Source organism: Fibrobacter sp. UWH1 (assembly GCF_002210365.1).
GTDB lineage: Bacteria > Fibrobacterota > Fibrobacteria > Fibrobacterales > Fibrobacteraceae > Fibrobacter.
In genome coordinates this window covers 132,971-153,527 of the sequence record NZ_MWQG01000003.1, presented here as the reverse complement: position 1 = coordinate 153,527, position 20,557 = coordinate 132,971, and the positions used below count along the sequence as shown (strand labels likewise).

Sequence of the window (20,557 nt, the reverse complement as noted above, 5' to 3'; positions counted from 1 at the left end):
CTTGAGTGGCCGCTCGTCCGTCCGTAACAAGACTCTTGCCCGCACTTTGGAAAAGGTTCATGTTCTCGAAGGATGGGGGTCCGGTTTCCAGCGAATTAATACGATGTGTCAGGAATACGGCGTAGCTCTCCCTGAATTCACCGAAATCGGAGACATATTTCGAGTGAACTTTTATCGCCGACAGAATTCAAAAATCGGCGATAAATCGGCGATAAATTTCAAGAAAATGATTGTCGAATACCTTGCTGAACACGAAGAAGCCCGGTCTCAAGAAATTGCAGATGTTATTGGTTTGAAGATTTCTCGTACCAAGGACTATATCACAGAACTTGTAGAAGAAGGCAAAATTGTCTCCAACGGAGCGAACAAGAATAGGACATATTCTTTGAAAAAGTGACTCCGATAATAACTATGCAACCACTAAAACTTGAAGATCTCAACGCCCAGTTCGACAGCACCGTCCGCAGGTATCGCGATGGTGGGCTTATCGCTTACCGCAACGCGCACTATTTCATGAACGACATGCTGAATTGCATGTTGCAAATCTGGCATTTGTTGCTGGTTTGGAGTGCTGGGCTACCCACACACTTTCTTGAAGCCCCGGTTTAAATAGCCGTGGCTGGATGTGTTCTGTGTTTTGTGTCACTAAATTTCTAAAAGGATGTCTTTGGTGACAAAAAATCTCCAAAAAGTTTGCTGCGCATTCTAAATAGTTACATTTGAGAATCATGTTCCGCGATTTGCAATCAAGAATCCTTCATCTGCCAGCATCGAACCCTAGCGAAAAGGGGCCGTTGAGTGCGGATGTTTATGCCATCCGTGGGGAAACCGCTTGGTGGATTTTTGATGTTGGCGCCTCGGATGAGGCCGCAGATTTTGTGAACAATTTGCCTTGCGATGTTTCTGTGGGAGAACTTCTTGAGGGAACTGCGCCGCGCTTGCATCAAGATGCTGTCCCACTCAAGAAAAATATCGTCATTTCCCATTTCCATCGGGACCATTTCTTCAACCTTTCGCGGGTCTCCTTCGACAACCTTTTCGTTGGACGTGAGACCTTCCGCCATTGCGATGAAAACATTCGCGCCCGCAGCGGCACTCAGGTTGTTGAGTCGCCCTTGCAGTTTGAAGATGGTTTAAAGATTTGCATTGAGCCAATTCCCAGCAGTCACGCCAAAGGTTCCCTGATGCTCACTGTAGGCGACGATGTACCCGATTGCGATTGTTGCGGCGAGCAGTCCCGTGACGCTATCGCTTTCCTGGGAGATTCCACTTACCCTACGGTAAATCATAACGGTCCCGATTTTTACAACGTGCAGTTGCTTTACCAGCAGATTCAATTTTTGAAGGGCTGTTCTGCCCAGCAGTTTTACATGAGCCATCGTCGCCTTGTCCTGCGGGAAAAGGAATCCATCCTGCAGATCCTGGAAGGATATTACGCCCAGCGGCAGCCCAATAAGAATGTGATTGAAGTGACTCATTAATTCCTGGACCATTTTTCTGTCGCTTTCCAGGCGACCTTGTCCTCTTTCTTTTCGGTTACATTTACGGTGTAACAATTAATGCTGGCGCCTGCATCATGCGGGCTTTACAAAAGCTGGTTTTAAAACGATAAAGAGGGAAAAGGAGTCTTTATGACAGAACAAGAAAAGAAAATGAAGGAAATTTTCCGCAAGGCTGCGAGTAACATTTGCTGGGGCGAAATGGAAAATAAAGCGCCGAAGTTAAGTTTAAAAAAGGACACCTGCCTTCTGGGGGCTATCGCTGGCGATACTATCGGGGCTCCCTACGAATTTGACTGCAACAACATCAAGACCACGGAATTCCCGCTGTTCAATCGTGCGTCGGAATGGACCGATGACAGCGTCATGACGGTGGCTGTGGCGGAAGCGGTAATGGCTGGATTCGCGGGCGGTCAACCTGTGGGCGGTCAACCCGACCTTGAAAAGACCGAAAAGGCTATGGTCGCTTCCATGCAAAAGTGGGGGCAGGCATTCCCCTATGCAGGCTACGGTGGAAATTTCCGTTACTGGCTGGTAGACAGGAATCCAAAGCCCTACAACAGCTGGGGAAACGGTTCCGCCATGCGAGTTTCTGCGGTGGGCTGGGCTTACGATACTCTGGAAGATGTGGAAAAATTTGCCGAGGTTTCTGCCCGCGTCACTCACAATCATCCCGAGGGAATCAAGGGCGCCAAGGCCGTGGCCGCCGCCATTTTCCTAGGTCGTGCAGGTAAGTCCAAGGAGGAAATCCTCGACTATGTGGAACGTACCTACGGATACCCCATCAGCAAGATGACCTGCGACAAGATCCGCCCCACCTACCATATGGATGAATCCTGCCAGAATACGGTGCCTCAGGCCTTCTGCGCCTTCCGTGAAGGGAACTCCTTCGAGGAAGTAGCCCGCCTGGCTGTTTCGTTGGGCGGCGACAGCGATACCCTCTGCTGTATCGCCTGCGCCATGGCCGAAGCTGTCTACGGCATTCCTGTAGAAATCCAGCAGGAGACCGTCAACCGCCTGGATGAACGAATGTTGAAAATGCTAATCCGGTTCCAGAAATTCGTGGCTTGCAAGTAAGACGGAACCATTTTATATTTGGGCCATGCTTAAAGTAATCAGGGCGGTGACCCGTTTTCTTTCCACCTTTACTTCTCTCTTTGTAATCGCCTGCGCGGTGGTTGCCTTCTTTGCTCCTGTCACTTTCGCCTGGGTGCGTGGAAATGTTTCTTCCGTGATTCTCGGAATCATCATGCTGTCCATGGGCTTGACCCTTCGCATTGAGGATTTCAAGAACCTGGCGAAGCGCCCGCTGGACATTTGCGCTGGCGCCTTGGCTCAGTACACCATCATGCCGCTGGTTGCCCTGTGCCTTACGAAAGTTTTCGGACTGGATCCGTATCTCGCTGTAGGTATCATTCTGGTGGGCTGCTGCCCCGGTGGCGTCTCCAGCAATGTGATGAGCTACCTGGCGAAGGGCGATGTGGCTTTCTCCGTGGGAATGACGACCGTCAGCACCTTGCTCGCTCCCGTCATGACGCCGCTGCTGGTCTTGTGGCTTGCAGACACCAGCATCAACGTGAATGCAGTGGGCATGTTCCTGAACATTCTCTATGTGACCATCGGCCCCGTGATGATCGGTTTTCTCTGCAATCACTTTTTTGGACATCGCGACGGATTCAAGGAACTGCAGGCCAACATGCCAAGCGTCAGTGTCATTGGACTTGCGCTTATTGTGGGTGGCGTCATCGTGACGGTTCGCCCTCACTTGCTGGCAAACGGTATAACCCTTTTACTGCTGGTGCTTGCGGTGGTGTTCTGCCATAATGCGTTGGGCTATGTGCTGGGTTACAGTGTAGGTCGCATTCTTAAGTTCAATACCGCCAAGAAGCGTACCGTCGCTATTGAAGTTGGCGTGCAAAATGCGGGAATGGCTACCGTCCTCGCTGCTGGATTTTTCGCCAATCCCGAAAATATTGCGGCCCATCCTGAAGCCGCCCTGTGTGTGGTTCCCTGCGCTATCAGCTGTGCCTACCATTCCATTAGCGGTACGGTTCTTGCAGGAATCTTTGCAAAACTGGACAGGAAAAATTCCAGATAATTTTTATAAAAATTGCAGTGTAAAAATGCAATCTTTAAAAAAAAGGCTCGCGAAAATGCGGGCCTTTCCTGTATAAAATTTAGGTTGTTTACTAAGCTTCTTTGTTGATGTTCACGCTGGCGTAACAAACCAGACAACCGCCGATCAGGTTACCTATGGTGATAACGGCGAGACGAAGCACGGTGCTGCCAATTTCACTAACACCGCCGAAGGTCGCAACGTTCCCGCCCGCGATACCGCCTGCAATGCCCTTGATAATCGCGAAGGCAAAGTAGAACATGTCGGCAATACAGTGTTCAAAACCGCAAAGGATAAATCCCATGACAGGCAATACGACAATCAGCGGGTTGCCGCAGCGCTTGTAGCCTTCGACGGCGATGAACATGAGCATACCGCAGAAGACTCCCAAGATCAGAAGGCTCAGCAAATTGTCGTTGTGCTTGACCGCAACCAGAGCGCTTGTGCTGATGGTAAGGCGTGTGGCCGCAACGGTGGCTGCCCCAACGGTAGTGCCGATCAGGTTGCCCAGCCAGACCTTGCCCAGATACTTTAGGTAAGCCAGGTTGCGATTTGTAGAAAGGTAACCCACCTTGCCGGTGAACAAGTCGAACTTTAGCAGGATGATGGTGTAAAGACCCAGGGAAAACAGGAATGTTCCTGCAATCTTGTTGTCGACAGAAAGGAAGCTGACGCATCCCACGCTAATCATCAGGCCGGCAAAAATAGACTTAATCATACCCCAAAACATAGAAAAAACTGCACCCTAAAAAAAGTCCCGCTCCAAGGAAAGCGGGACCGTCAAAATTACCCCTCGGCTTCAATCCAAAATCGCAATCGCTTTCGCGATTGCCCAGGAGGGTTTTAGGGAGGGCGAAGCCTTCCCTTGTCTAAAAAAAGTATGGCATCCGTTCCACGGCGAAACACTCGATACTACTATTCTAAAAAAGATAGCAGTGCCTCAGGATTTCGTTTTTCCCACCTTTTTAAGCTTTGAAGCATGGTCAAGCCAAGTCAGGGAGCCGTGGGCCTAAACTGTACCGTAAGAGCGACGAGCTTTTAATATACTGTTAGATCGGGCGTTGATCCGTGAGGATGCCTAGGCGTAATATACCTAATTAGGATGCACGGGACAAGTCATTTTAAGATATAATTTTTTCTTATTTGGAGGACCCATTGTAGAATATGATTATCTGGAGTGGCTGAAAAACTTATTTTTGTGGATATGGCAGAATTTAGGTTTTCAAAATTTGCGTTTTTCCCTGTTTTTCAGGTGCTTTTCTCTGTTTCGCTTCTGTTGGGGTGCGATGACGGTGGAAGTTCTAGCCCGTTGGGGGAAGAGGATTCTGAACGCCCTGGTTTTGTAAGGGTTCTTTCTTCAGGGAAATCAACTGTTCTTGGAACTGATGTCGGTACGGCCAAGGCTAATGAACGTCCGAAAATGACGGTCACCTTTGATTATGATTACTCCATCCAAGATCATGAGGTCACTTGCGGCGAATACAAATCCTTTGACAAGTCGGTAAATTGCCAAAAGGATAGTCTGCCTGTTTCCAATGTCAATTATTATGATGCGGTTCTTTATGCCAATGCCAAGAGCAAGAACGAAAAGCTGGATACGGCATACACCTATGTCAAGGCCTCCTATGACGGCGAAGGTCATTGCAATGGTATAGAAGGTTTGATTTTTCATCCGGAAGTGAATGCCTACCGATTGCCTACCGAAGCGGAATGGATTTTTGCCGCGAACATGGATTGGAATGTCCGTAACAGTTGGACTGCAGATGATGACGTTGATTCTCCTAAAAAAGTATGCTCCAGGAAAAAATCCATGGTCTGCGATATGGAGGGTAACGTGTCCGAATGGGTGAACGACTGGTTGGGCCTGTTCAGGGATACCACTATCTCAAATTATGTGGGGGCTCCCAATGGGGGGAGTCTTGGGGAACGTGTTCTGAAGGGCGGAAGTTTTCGCAACGAGTCCTCCTTTGTTAACCGCTACAGCCGCGGGGATGTGTATGTCGTGACTTCGACGACCCGGGCGTCCTATGTGGGTTTCCGTCTTGCGTTCGGTGCAATTCCCAATGCGGTGTGGTTGTCTGAAACAGGATTGGCTCAGAATAGCTTTGTGGCTCCTCTAGCCAGTTCTGCGACAGTTCGAAAACTTTCGGGGGCGTATCGGGCCAAGTTGGTTTTTCGAGATGACAGCCGCGGGAGCCTGGCCTATGTGGATTACTCGAATGCGTTCCTTTCTGTTGTTGAAATAAAAGATTCCATTGATTCCTACCATCCGGAAATTTCGCCAGATGGAAAGTGGGTGGCGTTCTGCACGGGGCTTGAAGGTGTTTCTGGAAAATCCTCTGTCTATGTTCGCAAGCTGAATGCAAGCGGCGAGCCTGCGATAAGACTGGATGTTGAATCGGCGGCCATACCTAGGTGGAATGTTCTTGAAAGCGGAGATACCGTTATCGTGTACGTTTCGGATGCCGGCGATAATAGCGATGAATCTACCTTTATGAAAAAGTCAACATGGCGTGTTCCTTTTTCTGGTGGAAAATTTGGCAAGCCTAAAAAACTGTTTGACGGATCCTATCATGGTGGCGTCCAGGGAAATTTTGCCGTTTCTGGATCGAAACTTTTGCGAGCTCACAAGAAAGATGTTGATACCGTCTGGTTTGATTCGAAACAGGCCTGCAATGTATCTTTGTCGAAATCCGGAAATGGGCAGACCCTGTTCCTTGATTTTGGGGACAAGACCGACAAGAATTTTGTGGGCGAAAAATATGGCGTTCACGAACGGATCCTGATTGCGGATAGTACCGGTGAACTGGTGAATTCTATTGGCGCTCCTTCGGGTTATGCATTTGACCATACCGAATGGGCCTCGTCAAATTTGATCGCTGCAACTTTGACTAACGGGGATGGCGCCCATTCCAAGGTTGTTGCCGTGAATACAAAAGATTCCAGCGTGACTGAACTGGTTGAAGGTGTAGAATTATGGCACCCTTCCCTATGGACTGAAAAACTGGATGCAGAACTGGATCAGAAACTCAGCTTGGATAGTGCGGCCGCTTATTATAGCGAAGATCAGGCTACCCACTATCTTTCGTACAAGTTAAGGCTGTTCTGGAATTACAAGGACTCCCTTGAAATTGTGGGCTTGGGCAATTCCCACATGAATGCGGGATTCTCTTCCAGTCTTTTGAGAAATGCCTTGAATATGGCTGTCATTCCTTGCGATATGTATTGCAGTCGTTATCTAATTGAAAATTATGTGCTGAACCATTGCCGTAATATTAAGTTCCTTGTTGTAGGTATTGATTTTGATTTGTGGAGGGATAGAGATGGGGTTGCTATTCTAGAAAACCAGGGCTCAGCTCTGGGGTACAAGTACGATATCAATCATGACTTCTGGAAGGATGGTTTGCTCAAGGGTTTTGTGGATGTTTCCCAGAAAAGCATGGTGGAAAATGAAGATATTATGACGACCTTTGATTATTACAGAGGGCAGGCGGCAACTGATGTTCAGAATGGCTGGTATGGCGAAGATGGTACTGCTGAAATTCTGGAACAAGGGTGGGATAAGGATAGCCCGAATCCAGAAGGAAACTACCAGGAACTTTTGAATATTTTGAAAATGGCAAAAAAAAATGGAGTGTATGTAATAGGTGTTGTTTTCCCCATCAGCCCCTACTATAAGAAAACAGACCAGTATGGTCGTCATGGTATGCTTCGCAGCACGGCAAAAAATTTCATCAAACGTTTAAAAGAACTGGATGAACTTGAAAAGTATTTTGTCCTGTTTGATGAAAATAAGATGGGGGATCATGATTACCCGTCTTCCATGGCGTATGATTATGACCACCTGAATATCTATGGATCCAAGCAGCTGACGGCACGACTGGACTCTCTTCTCAAGACTCTGGAGTAGTCCCTTTAAGATTGATCCTGTTCTGGATCCTTATCAAAGTCAGGTGTAATAAAGTCGGCGCAATATTGAGCAATCTGTTCGCGGAGTTTGTTTCCGCGGACTTTTCCCAACAGGATTTCTATATCTTCGAGCGGAGCGGCCATAAAGGCTTCTGCACTCTTGTATTTGCTTAGAATCTTGATGCGGGTTTCATGGCCGACGCCAGGCTGCTTTAGCCATTCCACTTCCAGATCCTTCTTGCGTTTGCTGCGCTGGTAGGTGATGGCGAAACGGTGGGCTTCGTCACGGGCGTTCTGCAGGAGTTTTAGGGCGGGGCTAGTTCTGTGCAGCACGATGCTCTTTCGGTCATCGGGGAATACGATTTCTTCGAGACGTTTGGCGAGACCGATTAGCGGTAAATCCTGATCGTGTCCCAGCTCCTTCAGAATTTGCATGGTGGCGTCCACCTGACCTTTACCGCCATCGCATACCCACAGGTCGGGCATGGGTGTGCCTTCATCTTCGAGACGGCGGATACGTCGGGTCATGACTTCACGCATGCTGGCGAAATCGTCTACACCCTCTACGGTCTTGATGATGAACTTGCGGTAGTTGGACTTGTCTGGTTTCCCGTTCTTGAAGGCCACGAGACTTGCCACCGTGTTGGTGCCGCTCAAGTGAGAAATGTCTACGCACTCGATTCTGAAAGGAGTCTTCTTGAGACCTAGAACTTTTTGCAGTTCGAAGACGCTCTGGTCGATTTCACTGTACTTCTGTACTTCGGCCCGCATTTCTACGAGGATCATGTCGGCGTTGGCACCTGCCAATTTCAGGAAGCCCAGTTTTTCACCTCGCTGTGGGTTGTTGAAATAGACCTTGTGTTTTGCTTGCTGCGTCAGGGCGTCTTGCAAAAGAGCCGCATCTTCGGGGAGGGCGATGTCTGTGGCGATTTCTCCGGGAATGAATTCCGCTTCGGCGTACCAGGTGAGAATCATCTGACGGAAAATTTCGGATTCGTCATCTTCAAGTTCGCATTTCAGCCGATAGTGGCGTCTGCCTGTAAGAACGCCTGCACGGTACTCCAGGATGACTGCGGCGGCTAGGCTTCCGTTGCGGCGCAGCGTCAGAATATCCAGGGAAAGGTTCGGGTCGGAAGTGTCGGTCTTGGCGTGGATACCTGTGGACTGAAGGGCTTGAATGGCGTCCCTTTTTTTGGCTGCCATTTCAAAGTCCAGGTTGGCGGCAGCCTCGTTCATCTCACGAGTCCAGATTTCCTGCAGGTCATCCCGCTTGCCTTCTAGCAGGAGTCTTGCCTGCATGACGTCCTTGTAGTAATCTTCGCGGCTGACGAGTCCTGCGCAGGGGGCCTTGCACCTTCCGATATGGTAATTCAGGCAGGGGCGTTGAGGCGTTCGTGCCGGCAGTTCCATATTGCATTCGCGGATCTTGAACAGCCTGGCGCAAATATCCTTCAGCTTGTCCACATAGCGGGAACTCATATAGGGTCCGTAATACTGATTGGAGTCCTTCCTGACGGATCGGGTCAGGAACAGCCTGGGGAATGGCTCGCGCACACTGAATGCCAAGTATGGGAAATGCTTGTCATCTTTCAGCAAGACGTTGTACTTGGGCGTGTGTTTACGAACAAGATTTGCTTCTAGGATCAGTGCTTCTTCTTCGGTCTCGGTAATGATCCATTCGATGTCGCGAATGTAGGGGAGCATCAGGGTGGCGGCACGGTGGCCCTGATGGTCGCTACCGTCGAAGTAGCTTCGCACGCGGTTCTTTAAAACCTTGGCCTTTCCGATGTAGATGATCTTACCGGAGGCATTCTTCATGATGTACACACCCGGTCGATCGGGCAGTTCGTTCAGTCTGCGCTGGATGTGTTCACTAACCGAAATCATGAAGGTTTTTCCCCGAAATTTTCAAGTACATTTTTTATAAAAATCAGCGGTAACTTCTAGAAGTTCCAATGAAAATTTAGTTATCTTATGATAGGAAAAGTTTCAAAGAATTTCAACTTATGGAGCGAAGATGAATTTTGAAAATATGAATGCGCTTTCCCAGAAGGTCGAAGGTGTCCTGGGGACTGTGCGCACCCTCAAACAGGAAAACGCCAAGGTTCGTAAGGAACTGGAAAATGCCAAGGCACAGCTGCAGGACAAGAGCATTTTGCTGGATACCGCAAACGCCAACATTGCGTCCCTGAAGTCTAACCTTAGCGATACCAATGCCAAGCTGACCGCTGTGGGTGCAAGTCTTACAGACGCCAAGGCTGCCCTGGACGCTCGCGTCAATCAGGTGAATGCACAGGAACAGGCTCTGAACGAAAAGCTGGTGAGCATTGCCAACCTCAAGAATCTTGCTGCCGAAAAGGATCGCGACATTGCGGCTCTGAATGGCATTATCAACGAAAAGATTGAATTGCTGAACGCCCTGAATGCAAAGGTGGAAGAAAAGGACGCCATCATTGCTAAACTCATGGATCAGCTCCAGGCTCAGTCCGACGAAATCGCTGACGCCCAGGAAAAGTTCAATCAGCTGGTGGCCACCATCGAAAACGAACTGGGCACCGACTTGAGCATCGAGGAACCTTCTGTAGAAACTGACGACGTTCAGGAAGCGGAAGAATCTGTCGAAGCCGTTGAAGAAGCTGTTGAAGAAGTTGCCGACGAGGTGGAACAGGCTCCTGCTCAAGAGGATCTGCCCACCATCGAAGTTCATGGCGCAGAAGAAAAGGAAGAATCCAAGAGTCGTGCGAGCGGGGAGGGCTCGCAGACAAGTTTTTTCGACTAAACTGGCTGATGGATGAAGATCCATTCGGCGTGGGGATGAAGTAAAATGGCAGAAATCGCACCTCTTAGATCAGTTAGCGTTTCCGTTGCTCAGGAACATATCCAGATCCGTACGGATTTGCCTGATGCGGAACTTAAGGAGATCGGTGATTTTATCGATCAGCGCTTTGAACGTTCGGCAAAGTTCCAGATGGATAACCGCAAGCGTCTAGCCTTGCTGTCTGTGGAACTGACGTCTGAAATCTTTGAGTTGCGAAAGCAGCTTCGCCGTGCCAAGGCCTACTACGAGCAGATGGAAAAGGATCTCAAGAACCTGAACCTTCTGCTTGACGAAGGTATGGAACGGTCTAACAGAAATGAAGAACTTTAATCCCATTAAAGATTAAAAAAGGGGTCCTGATAAAAATCAGGATCCCGTTTTTTTAAACTGTTCTTTCGCCTTGCTCGTTTGCAAAGCCTACTTGCTGGCGTTGTATTCGTTCAATGCGGCTACAACCTTTTCGTGGGCCACCTTGAGGACTTCTACCATGGCGGCGTCGGCGGGAGCCGTCTGGGGACGGAGCTGCTCTGTCAGTTCAGAGGCTGCCTGCTGCAATTCTGTAAAGGCCAGATTGGCTGCAACACCTTTCAGAGTGTGTGCGGCACGGAAGCAGTCGGGAATAGACCCTGCGCTGATGGCGTTCTGCAAGGAAACAAAGCTGTCGTCTTTCAGATACATCAAGGCGAACTTTTCGATGAAGGATTCCTTCATCAGTCGGTTCTGGGCTTCGGCGTAGTTGCCGTTGATCTTTGCGTACAATTCCTGGAGTGTCATTATATCTTTCCTTCGGCCTTGCACTTGGCAAGGAACTGCTTAAAGTCTTCTTCGGGGAGGGGCTTGCTGAAATAGTAACCCTGGATGTAGTCGCAGTTATCCTCGCGGAGTATGTTGACCTGGGTTTCTGTTTCGGCGCCTTCGGCCACAACTTTCATTCCAAGAAGATGGCACATGTCGATAATCATCTTGACGATGTGCTTGACATCGGGATTGTTTTCCAGCTGGCGCACGAAGCTCATGTCGATTTTCAGGATATCGAACTTGTAGTGCATCAACATGCCCAGGGAGGAATAACCGCTGCCGAAGTCATCCATCAGGAGCCATGCCCCCTGTTCACGCAGGGCGCTCAAAACGTCTCCGCGATTTTCCTTGAGGGCGGCGAAAGAGGATTCGGTAATTTCGTAACGTACGGAACCAGGTGCTGTGACGCGCTGTGCCACATGGTCAAGAATATTCTGGATCATGTCCTGGTCATAGAAGTCCATCCAGGAAAGGTTCACGGAAACGGGCACGGTCGGAAGTCCCTGATCATGCCAGCGTCGCATAACCTGGTTTACCTTGCGGTCTACGAACAGGTCTAGCTTAGAGATGAAGCCGTCTTTTTCGAGGACTGGGATGAACAGGTCGGGGCGTACGAAACCGCGAACGGGGTGAATCCAGCGAATAAGGGCTTCTGCAGAAGCGATCTTTCCGGTAGCGGCTTCCATGATCGGCTGGTAATAGACCTTGAATTCTTCGTTGGCCATACTGGTGTCGAATTCTGAAGTCACGGAAGCGGCGTTGATATAGTTGTTGGCCATCTTGTCGTCGAAGATGGCGTAAGGCTTAAGATATTCGTCTTCGATGTAGCTAAGGGACAGCTTGGCGCGGTCCACAAAGTTGATGACGTCTCCATCGCTGTCGATATAGCTGATGCCGGTACGGAAACGGAACTGCATGCTGCGTCCGGTCCAATCCAGAACCTGGTTGTTCTCGTGCATCATCGCATCGATGTTGATCTTGTCGGCCTCGACTAGGCACACGAAGTGGTCTGCCTCGAATCGAGAAACGAAAATGGGTTCCAGGCCGGCGCCCGACATTCCTCTGTAGGTCTGCTTTAAGACTGCGTCTCCGCCTTCTGTTCCGAGGACAGAGTTAATGGCCTTGAAATTCTTAACGTCAAAGAACATGACGGCGTACTTGGTACGGTCTTCGCACTTTTGCAAGAAATTGTTGGCCATCTGGAGGAAGCCAGATCGGTTATAGGCTCCGGTAAGTAAATCTCTATAGGAGTATTCGCGGCTGGCGATTACGTTCATTACACGGCGCAGAACGATCTGCGGGTTGTAAGGCTTGGCAAAAAAGTCTGCGGCGCCTAGATCGTATGCTCTAGACAGGGCTTCGTCGGTGGAGTCGCCGGAAATGATGATGACGGGGAGCTTGTGTTGCCACCCCCTCTTGTTGAATTCCTGTAAGGTTTCGTATCCGTTTAGGACGGGCATGACCAAATCCAGAAGTACCAAGCGAAATACGTGGTCGCCCTTTTCGATTATATCAATGGCTTCTTGGCCGTTGCTTGCCTCTACGATGTCGTACTCGTCTTCAAGAATCAGCCGCAACATCTCGCGGTTGATTTCGGAGTCATCGACAATCAAAATTTCATTTTTTACCATTTCGTACTCATGTAAAAAATTTAGATACGGGCTGGTCAGGGGGGCTTGGCTCCCTTCGCTCTCAATAAATCTAACCAAAAAAAACAAGTTTTGTGAGAAAAAAATAACAAAATGAGGATTATCACATTGTTTTCGTGTATAGAGGGGCAAAACTTCTAAATTTGGGTGACATTTTTGATCTCCAGTAGTGTTACACGGGTATGAATAGGCAAGAAATCGCAAGCAAGATGGCTTTTTCCAGGCTTTATGAAAGCTATGGGCCAATGGTGTTTCGCCGATGCGTCGCCTTGTTGAAAGATGATGCGGAGGCTAGTGACATGATGCAGAACGTATTTTTGCGGATTTACGAACGTCGTGACTCGCTGGATTTGTCCTCTCCATCTAGTCTGCTGTGGAATACGGCAACCAGGTTATGCCTGAATCGGATCCGTGATAAGGCCCGCCGTGGCGTAAATACCTGCAGTGAAGACTTGCTTCTGCAGTTGGCGTCTTTAGACGATGAGGTGGATGCCTACGAAGCCGGCAGTGTCCTGAAAAAGATTTTTTCGAAGGAGCCCGAGTCTACCCGTACCATGGCCGTACTTCACTTTGTGGATGGAATGACTCTGGAAGAGACGGCCGAAGCTGTTGGACTTTCTGTAAGCGGAGTTCGTAAACGTTTACGCACACTGCAATCCAAGGTTAAGAATTTGGAGGTCAAATAATGAAAACGAAAATGAATGTATCCGATTTGAAATTGGAACAGTATTTGACAGGGGACCTGCCTTCTGATGAAATGCAGGAACTGCGTCGTCGTGAAGCGACTGATGAAATTTTCCGTGCTCGTCTGCAGGCAATGCGTGACGAAAATGCCAAAATTTTGGCGGACAATCCCTTTAGCAATTTGTCACCCCGACTTGATGAAATCGATAGGGGAATGTCCGGTGATTCTCGCATGGTGGCTCCCAGTCTGTTTTTGAAGGTTGCCGCCGTCATGGTTATCGCCCTGGGCATTTTTGCTGCAGTTTTTGTATCGGGTGGCGAAAGGAATCTTGGCGTGAAGGGTGTTGACGGTTCAACTTCTGAAGTCGCTATGGTTTCGGTTGATGATGGAACCCGCATCAAGGGGCTGGAAGCTCGGATGGAAGTCTGGAAGAAAAATGGTGAAACCGCTGTCCAGATGGAAAATCTGGGTGCCGCTAGCGAAGGCGATGAATTGCAACTCCGCTACTCGGTCCCTGAGAAGTGTTACGGCATTCTCTTTAGCATGGACGGTAACGGCGTCTTGACGGTGCACTTGGGTAATGGATCTGGATCCATCGCTCTGGAACCGGGTAAAATGGTGACTTTGCCTTTTGCGTATAAACTAGATGACGCTCCTCATTTTGAAAAGTTCTTTTTGATGACGTCCAGGAATACGTTTGCCATTGATGGAAATGATATTGATGCATCCTTGAAGCAGGAAGGCATTAAGGTTGTTGAATTTACGGTAAGCAAATTGGAAAAGTAGCGGGGGTTGAAAATGAAAAAGGTGTTGATTAAGGTTTTTGATAGTGTGGTTGGTGCGGGACCATGGAAAAGTATGATTGGTCTTTGCCTGCTTTCCTTTGCCATGTTGTTCCTTATGGTGGGTCGCATTCATGCTGCTGCCGCAGTTGCTCCGGGGTTGCCTTCGACGACCATCGATCGCTATGTGATTGCCATTAGCGCCAACAATGGCGGTAAGGGACGACCTGTTCTTCGCTATGCGGAATCCGATGCCAAATCTTTCGCGGCGGTGCTTAGAGATATGGGTGGAGTCGGTCAGAAGAATGTCTACCTGATCCAGGAACCTAGTGTGGCTTTTTTGAATGCCCACTTTGACAATGTGGACAAAATCCTGGCGAAGGGCAAGGGGAAAAGCGGCCGTGAGGAAGTGCTTGTCTATTACAGTGGCCATGCCGACGAAAAGGGACTGCATCTAGGTGAAGAAACTTACAGCTGGCAGGAATTCCGCAAACGTGTAGATGCCCTGAATGCCGATGTGAAGATCGCTGTCATCGATGCCTGTGGTTCCGGTGCCATTACCCGAGCCAAGGGAGGTGTGGCTGTTCCTGCCTTCATGGTAGACCAGAGTAGCGACATGAAGGGCTATGCCTTTATTACCAGCAGTACCCAGGATGAAGCTAGCCAGGAAAGCGATAAGTTGAGGGGTTCCTTTTTTACCCATTCCCTGGTGAGCGGTCTACGCGGTGCGGGAGACTTGAGCGGCGATGGCAAGGTGACATTGTCCGAGGCTTACCAGTTTGCCTTTAACGAAACTTTGCAGAAGACGGAGACCACCATGGGTGGAGCTCAGCACCCCAGTCGAGACATGAATCTGACGGGTACGGGTGATGTGGTGATGACGGACCTGCGCAGTACTAGTGCCGGTATGATTTTGGATGAAGGTATAGAAGGTCGAGTTTTTATTCGTGACGCCTCGAACGAACTGGTAGCTGAACTTTATAAGAAGTCCGGTAGATCGATGAGCCTTGGTCTTCCTGCAGGAAAGTACACGGTTCGTCTAGAAGGGAATGCTGACCTGAATGAAACGAATGTTGAACTTACCAATGGAAAACAGCAGAAAGTGACCGTTCGAGACTTTAAGGCTGTATCCGCCGAAAAGACGGTGGCTCGTGGCGAAATCAAGTCTTCTGTTGTTGATGAGAATATGGAAGCCCGCTTTGATTCCCTGGATCATAATAGCAGATTTAGAACAACGTTTAATGCGGCGGATAAAGCCCACGAACCTCGTAAGGGCCTGATGATGGGTGTGTTCCTGTCGAAGTCGGATGATATTATGATTGGCGCTCAGGCAAGCCTGATTGGAAACCTGGCTAAAAATGATATGCACGGTATGCAGGTTTCCCCGATATTCAATATCGGCAAGAAAAATTTCCAGGGGTTGCAACTTTCCGGTGGCTTTAATTATGCGGGACATATGGATGGTCCGCAAATCGGTCCTGTGAATGTCATAACGAATACAAGTCCCAATGCGGTTCAGGTAGGTGCCGTTAACGTAGCAAGGAGCGCACGAGTTCAGGTTGGCTCAATTAATATCGCCAGGGATACCGTAAGTGCAACCCAGGTGGGTGCCATCAACATTGTAGGAACGACTAACGTTCAGGTGAGTACGATAAATGTCGCTAGGGATGCCCATGTTCAGGTTAGCGCCATCAACGTGGCAAAGAAGGTTGACGATACCCAGATTGCTGTTATCAATGTAGCCGGTAAGGCGACGGGCCGCCAGTGGGGTGTCATCAACGTGGTGGGTCACGCCGAAAAGACTCCTATCGGTCTTATCAATATCGTTGGAAATGGTGTATGGAGTTTTACCGGATCCATCAACGAGATGAATGCCCCCGCCATGTCCGTTCATTTTGGTACGGCCTACCTGTTTACGGCACTTGAATTCTCCCGAGCCCTTCAGAAAGGTTTTGATGAATTCGAGGATGTCTATGAGAACGGCATCGGTCTCGGAACCCAGTTCGGCCAGTACGGTACTCATCTTGAACTGGAGTACATGTTCCTCCACGTTACGGATAAGTACGGCGAAGACCGTGAGGAAGAGGACTATAAGGGAAATTTCCACCATCGTATCCGTCTTGGCGGTACCGCCAGGCTGATTCAGGGAATCGGACTTTCCGCCGGCGCAACTTTGAATCTGGCCACGGAGGGTTATGGCGAAAGAATCCTCGTGGAACCCAAGGGAAAGTGGCATGACGACTGGAATTATCACGGTCATAAGGCGAAATTCTGGCCTGGAATGTATGCCGGTATAACATTTGGGCGATTCTAAATCCTCAAAATCTTCAAAAATCCTCAAAAAACGTGAAAAATGCAAAAAAGTCCCTCTTTTCGAGAGACTTTTTTATTTTCTTACAAAAAACATACGCGAAGAAATGTAAATTCTGCCTATCATTTAGTTTTAGTTTAGGTATGGTATGGCTAAGCATAGTGATTTTATAGTACGTCAGAACGAGGCCGAAGCTAATAGAATTGTGGCTAGAGTGCTTCGGATGACTCTTTGCATTTTCTCTCTGGTGTTGATCCTGAACCTTTGCAGGGTATTCATTATCGACCAGAAGGTGATGCTTTCTGCCTTTGGTTTGAGTGCCCTGCTGCTTTTGGCTCCTACAGTCATTAACCGTTTTGTGGATAATGCCAACCCGAATTTAAAGTATCTGTATGTGATTCTGTCCAGCCTGTTCTTGCTGGTTATCGAAACCACCCTTTCGTTCCATGCGGTGGTGGTGTATGCGTTTCCTATCGCCCTGGCCTGCCTTTACTTTTCTAGGAAGCTGACTTTGCATATTTGGTTCCTGACGGTGGGCGTTTCCATTGTGGGGCAATTTGCCGGTTTCTATATGGGTTGCGTTCCCGACCAGAACTTCCTGGTCTTTAAACGTCTGGTGCTGTTCAGCATTTTGCCTAGAACCCTCTGCATTTTTAGTATCGGTAGCTTGATCTATTTTATTTCTGCCCGTACCACAAAGCTGGTGGATCGGCAGATTGCAGATACGGCGAGAATCAAGGAACTGAATACGGACATGGTGATGGGTTTTGCGAACCTGGTTGAAAACCGTGACGAAAATACGGGTGGTCATGTCAAGCGCACTAGCCGTTATGTGGAATTGCTGGTGAAGGAACTGCACCGTCGTGGTGTGTACAAGGATATTATTAACCACGACTTTATTCACGACTTGGTGAATGCGGCTCCTATGCACGATATTGGAAAAATTGCCATTCCCGATCATATTTTGCAGAAGCCGGGAAAGCTGACCGACGAGGAATATGCCATTATGAAAACCCATGCGGAACAGGGTGGCCGAATTATTCGTCAGACCTTCTCCCATATTGGTAATGCCGGGTATAGGCAGATCGTTTATGACGTGGCTCAGTTCCATCACGAAAAATGGAATGGTCGCGGTTACCCGGAAGGCCGAAAGGGACAGGATATTCCCCTGGCTGCTCGCATTATGGCTGTTGCCGACGTATTCGATGCAGTTTCGCAGAAACGCTGTTACCGCGATGCAATCCCTCTTGATGAATGTTTTTCCATTATTGAAAAGGGCCGCGGAACGGATTTTGAGCCTATCCTTGTTGACGTATTTTTGGGGATGAAGGATCCTATCCGTCAGACCATGGATGAAATTGCCTAATTATTAGGTGACACTTATCGTTCTTTCTGGTGTTTAACGGTTTAGAATAGTAATTGCTAATTTCTAAATTGGTAGACAAGCGCGAGAGACGATTTGAAAAAACTTCTTTTATACCTTGCAATGTTTTTGTTGCCTGTCTTGGCAGTGGCGCAGGAAGCCGCTGGTGAGGGGGCGTCTCTTGCTGCACAGAAAGGGATTCTGTTTTACGGCATGGTTCAGGATTCTTCCTTTGCTCCCGGTGAAAAACTGAATGTGGAAATTCTTGAAACTGGCGAAGCCCTGCAAACGGTCGTGGGTGAAAATTTCCAGGTGATGCTTCCCGAAGATACCCTGTGGAATGTTTGCGTTACCAATTCCGACACCAGTGGCGCCGAAAAGGAAAAATGCTATGAGTTGGTCTACCATGGCCAGGATAGTGTTTTTAGCTCAGTCATTGGCGATGCCGGGTTGACGGAATCTGTTGCCGAGGCTAATGAGGGAACTACTGGTACGGCTGATGGTGACGATTCCAAGACTGCTGTGGCTGCAGCAGATTCCGTGGAACCGCGAAACGACTCGCTACAGAACGATCCTCAGGAAAAAGATGTAGATGTGGATGCCCTTTTGGCTGCAGGAAGCAACGGCAAGGTGACCGAAATGAAGAAGGTGGTGGTGCAGTTACGTCGTCGCCCCAAGCGCAAACCTGGTGAGTCCGTTGTTAGCGCCAAGAGTATCAAGCGCATGCCCGGCCTAGGCGAAGCGGATGTGATCCGCAGTATCCAGCAGTTGCCCGGTGTGGTTGCCAGTTCTGACTTCAGTACGAAAATTTATGTGCGCGGTGGGGCCGCCGACCAGAACCTGTTCCTGTATGATAACGCGGTGGTGTATTCTCCAACCCATTTCTTCGGATTGTTCAGTACCTTCCTGGTGGAAACCATTGACGGTGTGCAGTTCTACAAGAGTGGATTCCCTGCCCAGTACGGCAACCGTCTGAGTTCCGTTTTGAAAATGGATGGTCGCGCCGGAGGTAGCGATACTACGGAGGAATGGTTCAGCCGTAGCAGCGTTAAGATTAGCACTTTTGCCGCCCAGCTCCATACCGAAGGCCATGTGGGTGATGCCCGTTGGGTGATCGCTGGCCGTACCACTTACATCGGCTATATGCTGGATTTGTGCCGGGCCCTGGGTGTTCTGGATTTGGCCATCGATTACGAGTTTACCGATTTGCAGGGAACGTTCATGTATGATTTCGATCAGGATACCCGATTGAAGTTCAGCTTCTACACCGGCAAGGACGTTCTTGAATTTGATCCCCTTTATGTGGACTGGGGTAATGTGGCTGTTCCCATTAATTTCTACCACCGCTTTGGCGATTGGGATTATAATGCCACTTTGGCGTACAGCCGTTTTTACCAGACAATGAAATTGACGGACTTGATTAATATCGGTCAGGACCTTTATACCTTTGCGGCAAAGCAGTGGCTCAATTTCCGCGGAATCGATAATCATGTTCTAACCTTTGGCTATGAACTGGAATATGACTGGGATAAGTTCTATGAATACATTTCCAGTATGAGGGTGGAAGATGTCCAGAAGCCTTTGCACCATGTTCTTTATGGGCAGGATGCCTGGCGCCTGAATGAGGACTGGCTGTTTACTTATGGGTTGCGTCTGAATTATCAGGACCTGTCCAAGGATTTTGGAATTGAACCTCGCCTGTCTCTGGTGTGGAACATCGATGATCGGAAGACTTTGGAATTTTATGCTGGACACTACCTGCAGTATATGAACTCCATTATGTTCGGTGACGGCGAAGCTCTTAACGAATTCTACTACCCGTCGGTAACTACCAGCAAGGGTAAGCACTTGAAGCCCGCTCGATCCAACCTCTTTGCGGTGGAATACAAACAGGCCCAGATTGCAGATGAACTTGATTTTATTGCAGGCGCCTATTTCAAGACGCAGAACAACTTGAACACCTTCATGATGGTTCAGGATTCAACAGATGAAACCGCTTCTGCGGACTTTTTGATGGCGGATAATTTCGGAACGGCCGAAGGTTATTCCATGGGCTACGAACTTTCACTCCGTCGTGAAAAGGGTGCGATCTTCGGTGGCATTAACTGGAGCCAGAGTCTCAGCGTTCTTAAAAGCAATGACGGTACTAAACCCTATTTCCCCAGTTGGCACCAGCCCTATGCCTTAAAGCTGGATGCGGGTATTAACTGGAGGGGTGAAGATGGATTAAAGCCTCACAAGGTTAAGGGACGTTACTTTAGGTCTTCTGTGGTCATGAAGTATTCTGCAGGCATGCCTATCAGTGAATATCTAGGCTATTTCTACCAGCAGAAAATGGAAGATCAGAAGTATACCGATAATATCCAGGTTATCCCTGGTTCCCGCAATGCAGGCCGCCAGACGCCCTACTTCCGTATTGACGTAAAGGCCATCGATATTGGACGTGAAAACAAGTGGAACTTCAGCTGGACCATTATCAATCTGACGGACCACGAAAATATGTTCTATTCCTACTACGATACCGACAAGAACCCGCCGGAGTATAGCTCGATTTCTCAGTTCCCCTTTTTGCCGATCATGATCAATTATGAGTATTACTTCTAATAGGTGTGAGGCTTCTCGGACAA

At 48.8% G+C, this 20,557-nt stretch carries 17 protein-coding genes; 13 read left to right on the top strand and 4 right to left on the bottom strand.

Annotated elements, in window-relative coordinates; all coding sequences use genetic code 11:
• The first annotated feature begins 1 nt into the window (after window position 1).
• From B7992_RS02680 to B7992_RS02660, 5 genes are all read left to right on the top strand, one after another.
• Entirely contained in the window at window positions 2-397 is a 396-nt protein-coding gene (locus B7992_RS02680) for an ATP-binding protein (protein ID WP_254794916.1), read from the top strand.
• A gap of 14 nt (window positions 398-411) precedes the next feature.
• Window positions 412-609 (top strand): hypothetical protein, encoded by a 198-nt coding sequence (locus B7992_RS02675; RefSeq protein WP_073159696.1) that lies wholly within the window; start codon window positions 412-414, stop codon window positions 607-609.
• Between the two features lie 110 nt (window positions 610-719).
• Entirely contained in the window at window positions 720-1,481 is a 762-nt protein-coding gene (locus tag B7992_RS02670; RefSeq protein ID WP_176421821.1) for a hypothetical protein, read from the top strand.
• 150 nt (window positions 1,482-1,631) lie between these two features.
• Window positions 1,632-2,576 (top strand): ADP-ribosylglycohydrolase family protein, encoded by a 945-nt coding sequence (locus B7992_RS02665; RefSeq protein ID WP_217650920.1) that lies wholly within the window; start codon window positions 1,632-1,634, stop codon window positions 2,574-2,576.
• Between the two features lie 25 nt (window positions 2,577-2,601).
• Window positions 2,602-3,597 (top strand): bile acid:sodium symporter family protein, encoded by a 996-nt coding sequence (locus B7992_RS02660; RefSeq protein WP_073287327.1) that lies wholly within the window; start codon window positions 2,602-2,604, stop codon window positions 3,595-3,597.
• A 91-nt stretch (window positions 3,598-3,688) separates the two neighbouring features.
• On the opposite strand, the gene B7992_RS02655 is transcribed toward B7992_RS02660, so the two are convergent.
• Window positions 3,689-4,333, bottom strand: a complete 645-nt coding sequence (locus B7992_RS02655) for a formate/nitrite transporter family protein (RefSeq protein ID WP_083539829.1) — start codon at window positions 4,331-4,333, stop codon at window positions 3,689-3,691.
• A 486-nt stretch (window positions 4,334-4,819) separates the two neighbouring features.
• Here B7992_RS02655 and B7992_RS02650 point away from each other — a divergent pair, with 486 nt between their 5' ends.
• Complete coding sequence (locus B7992_RS02650; protein ID WP_073286332.1) at window positions 4,820-7,525, top strand: TIGR02171 family protein; 2,706 nt, start codon at window positions 4,820-4,822, stop codon at window positions 7,523-7,525.
• A gap of 5 nt (window positions 7,526-7,530) precedes the next feature.
• Here B7992_RS02650 and uvrC read toward each other — a convergent pair whose 3' ends face one another.
• Window positions 7,531-9,411, bottom strand: coding sequence for an excinuclease ABC subunit UvrC (gene uvrC, locus B7992_RS02645; protein ID WP_073286216.1), 1,881 nt, complete (start codon window positions 9,409-9,411; stop codon window positions 7,531-7,533).
• Window positions 9,412-9,541: 130 nt separating this feature from the next.
• Here uvrC and B7992_RS02640 point away from each other — a divergent pair, with 130 nt between their 5' ends.
• Window positions 9,542-10,303 carry a hypothetical protein gene (locus B7992_RS02640; RefSeq protein ID WP_073286219.1) on the top strand — a complete coding sequence of 254 codons (762 nt, stop codon included), beginning with the start codon at window positions 9,542-9,544 and terminating at the stop codon, window positions 10,301-10,303.
• A gap of 45 nt (window positions 10,304-10,348) precedes the next feature.
• Window positions 10,349-10,672 (top strand): hypothetical protein, encoded by a 324-nt coding sequence (locus tag B7992_RS02635; protein WP_073159711.1) that lies wholly within the window; start codon window positions 10,349-10,351, stop codon window positions 10,670-10,672.
• Window positions 10,673-10,759: 87 nt separating this feature from the next.
• On the opposite strand, the gene B7992_RS02630 is transcribed toward B7992_RS02635, so the two are convergent.
• Both B7992_RS02630 and B7992_RS02625 read right to left on the bottom strand, forming a co-directional pair.
• Window positions 10,760-11,116 carry an Hpt domain-containing protein gene (locus tag B7992_RS02630; protein WP_073159713.1) on the bottom strand — a complete coding sequence of 119 codons (357 nt, stop codon included), beginning with the start codon at window positions 11,114-11,116 and terminating at the stop codon, window positions 10,760-10,762.
• The gene (locus tag B7992_RS02625; RefSeq protein WP_073286222.1) at window positions 11,116-12,771 is read right to left on the bottom strand and encodes a bifunctional diguanylate cyclase/phosphodiesterase; all 1,656 of its coding nucleotides are present in this window, start codon (window positions 12,769-12,771) and stop codon (window positions 11,116-11,118) included. Before B7992_RS02625 ends, B7992_RS02630 begins: the two co-directional genes overlap by 1 nt.
• A gap of 200 nt (window positions 12,772-12,971) precedes the next feature.
• On the opposite strand from B7992_RS02625, the gene B7992_RS02620 reads away from it, so the two are divergent.
• From B7992_RS02620 to B7992_RS02600, 5 genes are all read left to right on the top strand, one after another.
• The gene (locus B7992_RS02620; protein ID WP_073159717.1) at window positions 12,972-13,475 is read left to right on the top strand and encodes an RNA polymerase sigma factor; all 504 of its coding nucleotides are present in this window, start codon (window positions 12,972-12,974) and stop codon (window positions 13,473-13,475) included.
• Complete coding sequence (locus B7992_RS02615) at window positions 13,475-14,260, top strand: hypothetical protein (RefSeq protein WP_073236058.1); 786 nt, start codon at window positions 13,475-13,477, stop codon at window positions 14,258-14,260. Before B7992_RS02620 ends, B7992_RS02615 begins: the two co-directional genes overlap by 1 nt.
• Before the next feature lie 12 nt (window positions 14,261-14,272).
• A complete protein-coding gene (locus tag B7992_RS02610) occupies window positions 14,273-16,570 on the top strand; it encodes a caspase family protein (protein ID WP_088665523.1) in 2,298 nt (765 codons plus the stop codon).
• A gap of 145 nt (window positions 16,571-16,715) precedes the next feature.
• Window positions 16,716-17,933 carry an HD-GYP domain-containing protein gene (locus B7992_RS02605; protein WP_083538196.1) on the top strand — a complete coding sequence of 406 codons (1,218 nt, stop codon included), beginning with the start codon at window positions 16,716-16,718 and terminating at the stop codon, window positions 17,931-17,933.
• A gap of 144 nt (window positions 17,934-18,077) precedes the next feature.
• The gene (locus B7992_RS02600) at window positions 18,078-20,534 is read left to right on the top strand and encodes a TonB-dependent siderophore receptor (protein ID WP_254917588.1); all 2,457 of its coding nucleotides are present in this window, start codon (window positions 18,078-18,080) and stop codon (window positions 20,532-20,534) included.
• Window positions 20,535-20,557: the final 23 nt, after the last annotated feature.

What these genes read in the sequence shown, in the direction of transcription:
- B7992_RS02675 (WP_073159696.1), top strand. Translation starts at nt 412, where the DNA reads ATGCAACCACTAAAACTTGAAGATCTCAACGCCCAGTTCGACAGCACC.
- B7992_RS02665 (WP_217650920.1), top strand. Translation starts at nt 1,632, where the DNA reads ATGACAGAACAAGAAAAGAAAATGAAGGAAATTTTCCGCAAGGCTGCG.
- B7992_RS02660 (WP_073287327.1), top strand. Translation starts at nt 2,602, where the DNA reads ATGCTTAAAGTAATCAGGGCGGTGACCCGTTTTCTTTCCACCTTTACT.
- B7992_RS02655 (WP_083539829.1), bottom strand. Translation starts at nt 4,333, where the DNA reads ATGATTAAGTCTATTTTTGCCGGCCTGATGATTAGCGTGGGATGCGTC.
- B7992_RS02650 (WP_073286332.1), top strand. Translation starts at nt 4,820, where the DNA reads ATGGCAGAATTTAGGTTTTCAAAATTTGCGTTTTTCCCTGTTTTTCAG.
- uvrC (WP_073286216.1), bottom strand. Translation starts at nt 9,411, where the DNA reads ATGATTTCGGTTAGTGAACACATCCAGCGCAGACTGAACGAACTGCCC.
- B7992_RS02640 (WP_073286219.1), top strand. Translation starts at nt 9,542, where the DNA reads ATGAATTTTGAAAATATGAATGCGCTTTCCCAGAAGGTCGAAGGTGTC.
- B7992_RS02635 (WP_073159711.1), top strand. Translation starts at nt 10,349, where the DNA reads ATGGCAGAAATCGCACCTCTTAGATCAGTTAGCGTTTCCGTTGCTCAG.
- B7992_RS02630 (WP_073159713.1), bottom strand. Translation starts at nt 11,116, where the DNA reads ATGACACTCCAGGAATTGTACGCAAAGATCAACGGCAACTACGCCGAA.
- B7992_RS02625 (WP_073286222.1), bottom strand. Translation starts at nt 12,771, where the DNA reads ATGGTAAAAAATGAAATTTTGATTGTCGATGACTCCGAAATCAACCGC.
- B7992_RS02620 (WP_073159717.1), top strand. Translation starts at nt 12,972, where the DNA reads ATGAATAGGCAAGAAATCGCAAGCAAGATGGCTTTTTCCAGGCTTTAT.
- B7992_RS02615 (WP_073236058.1), top strand. Translation starts at nt 13,475, where the DNA reads ATGAAAACGAAAATGAATGTATCCGATTTGAAATTGGAACAGTATTTG.
- B7992_RS02610 (WP_088665523.1), top strand. Translation starts at nt 14,273, where the DNA reads ATGAAAAAGGTGTTGATTAAGGTTTTTGATAGTGTGGTTGGTGCGGGA.
- B7992_RS02605 (WP_083538196.1), top strand. Translation starts at nt 16,716, where the DNA reads ATGGCTAAGCATAGTGATTTTATAGTACGTCAGAACGAGGCCGAAGCT.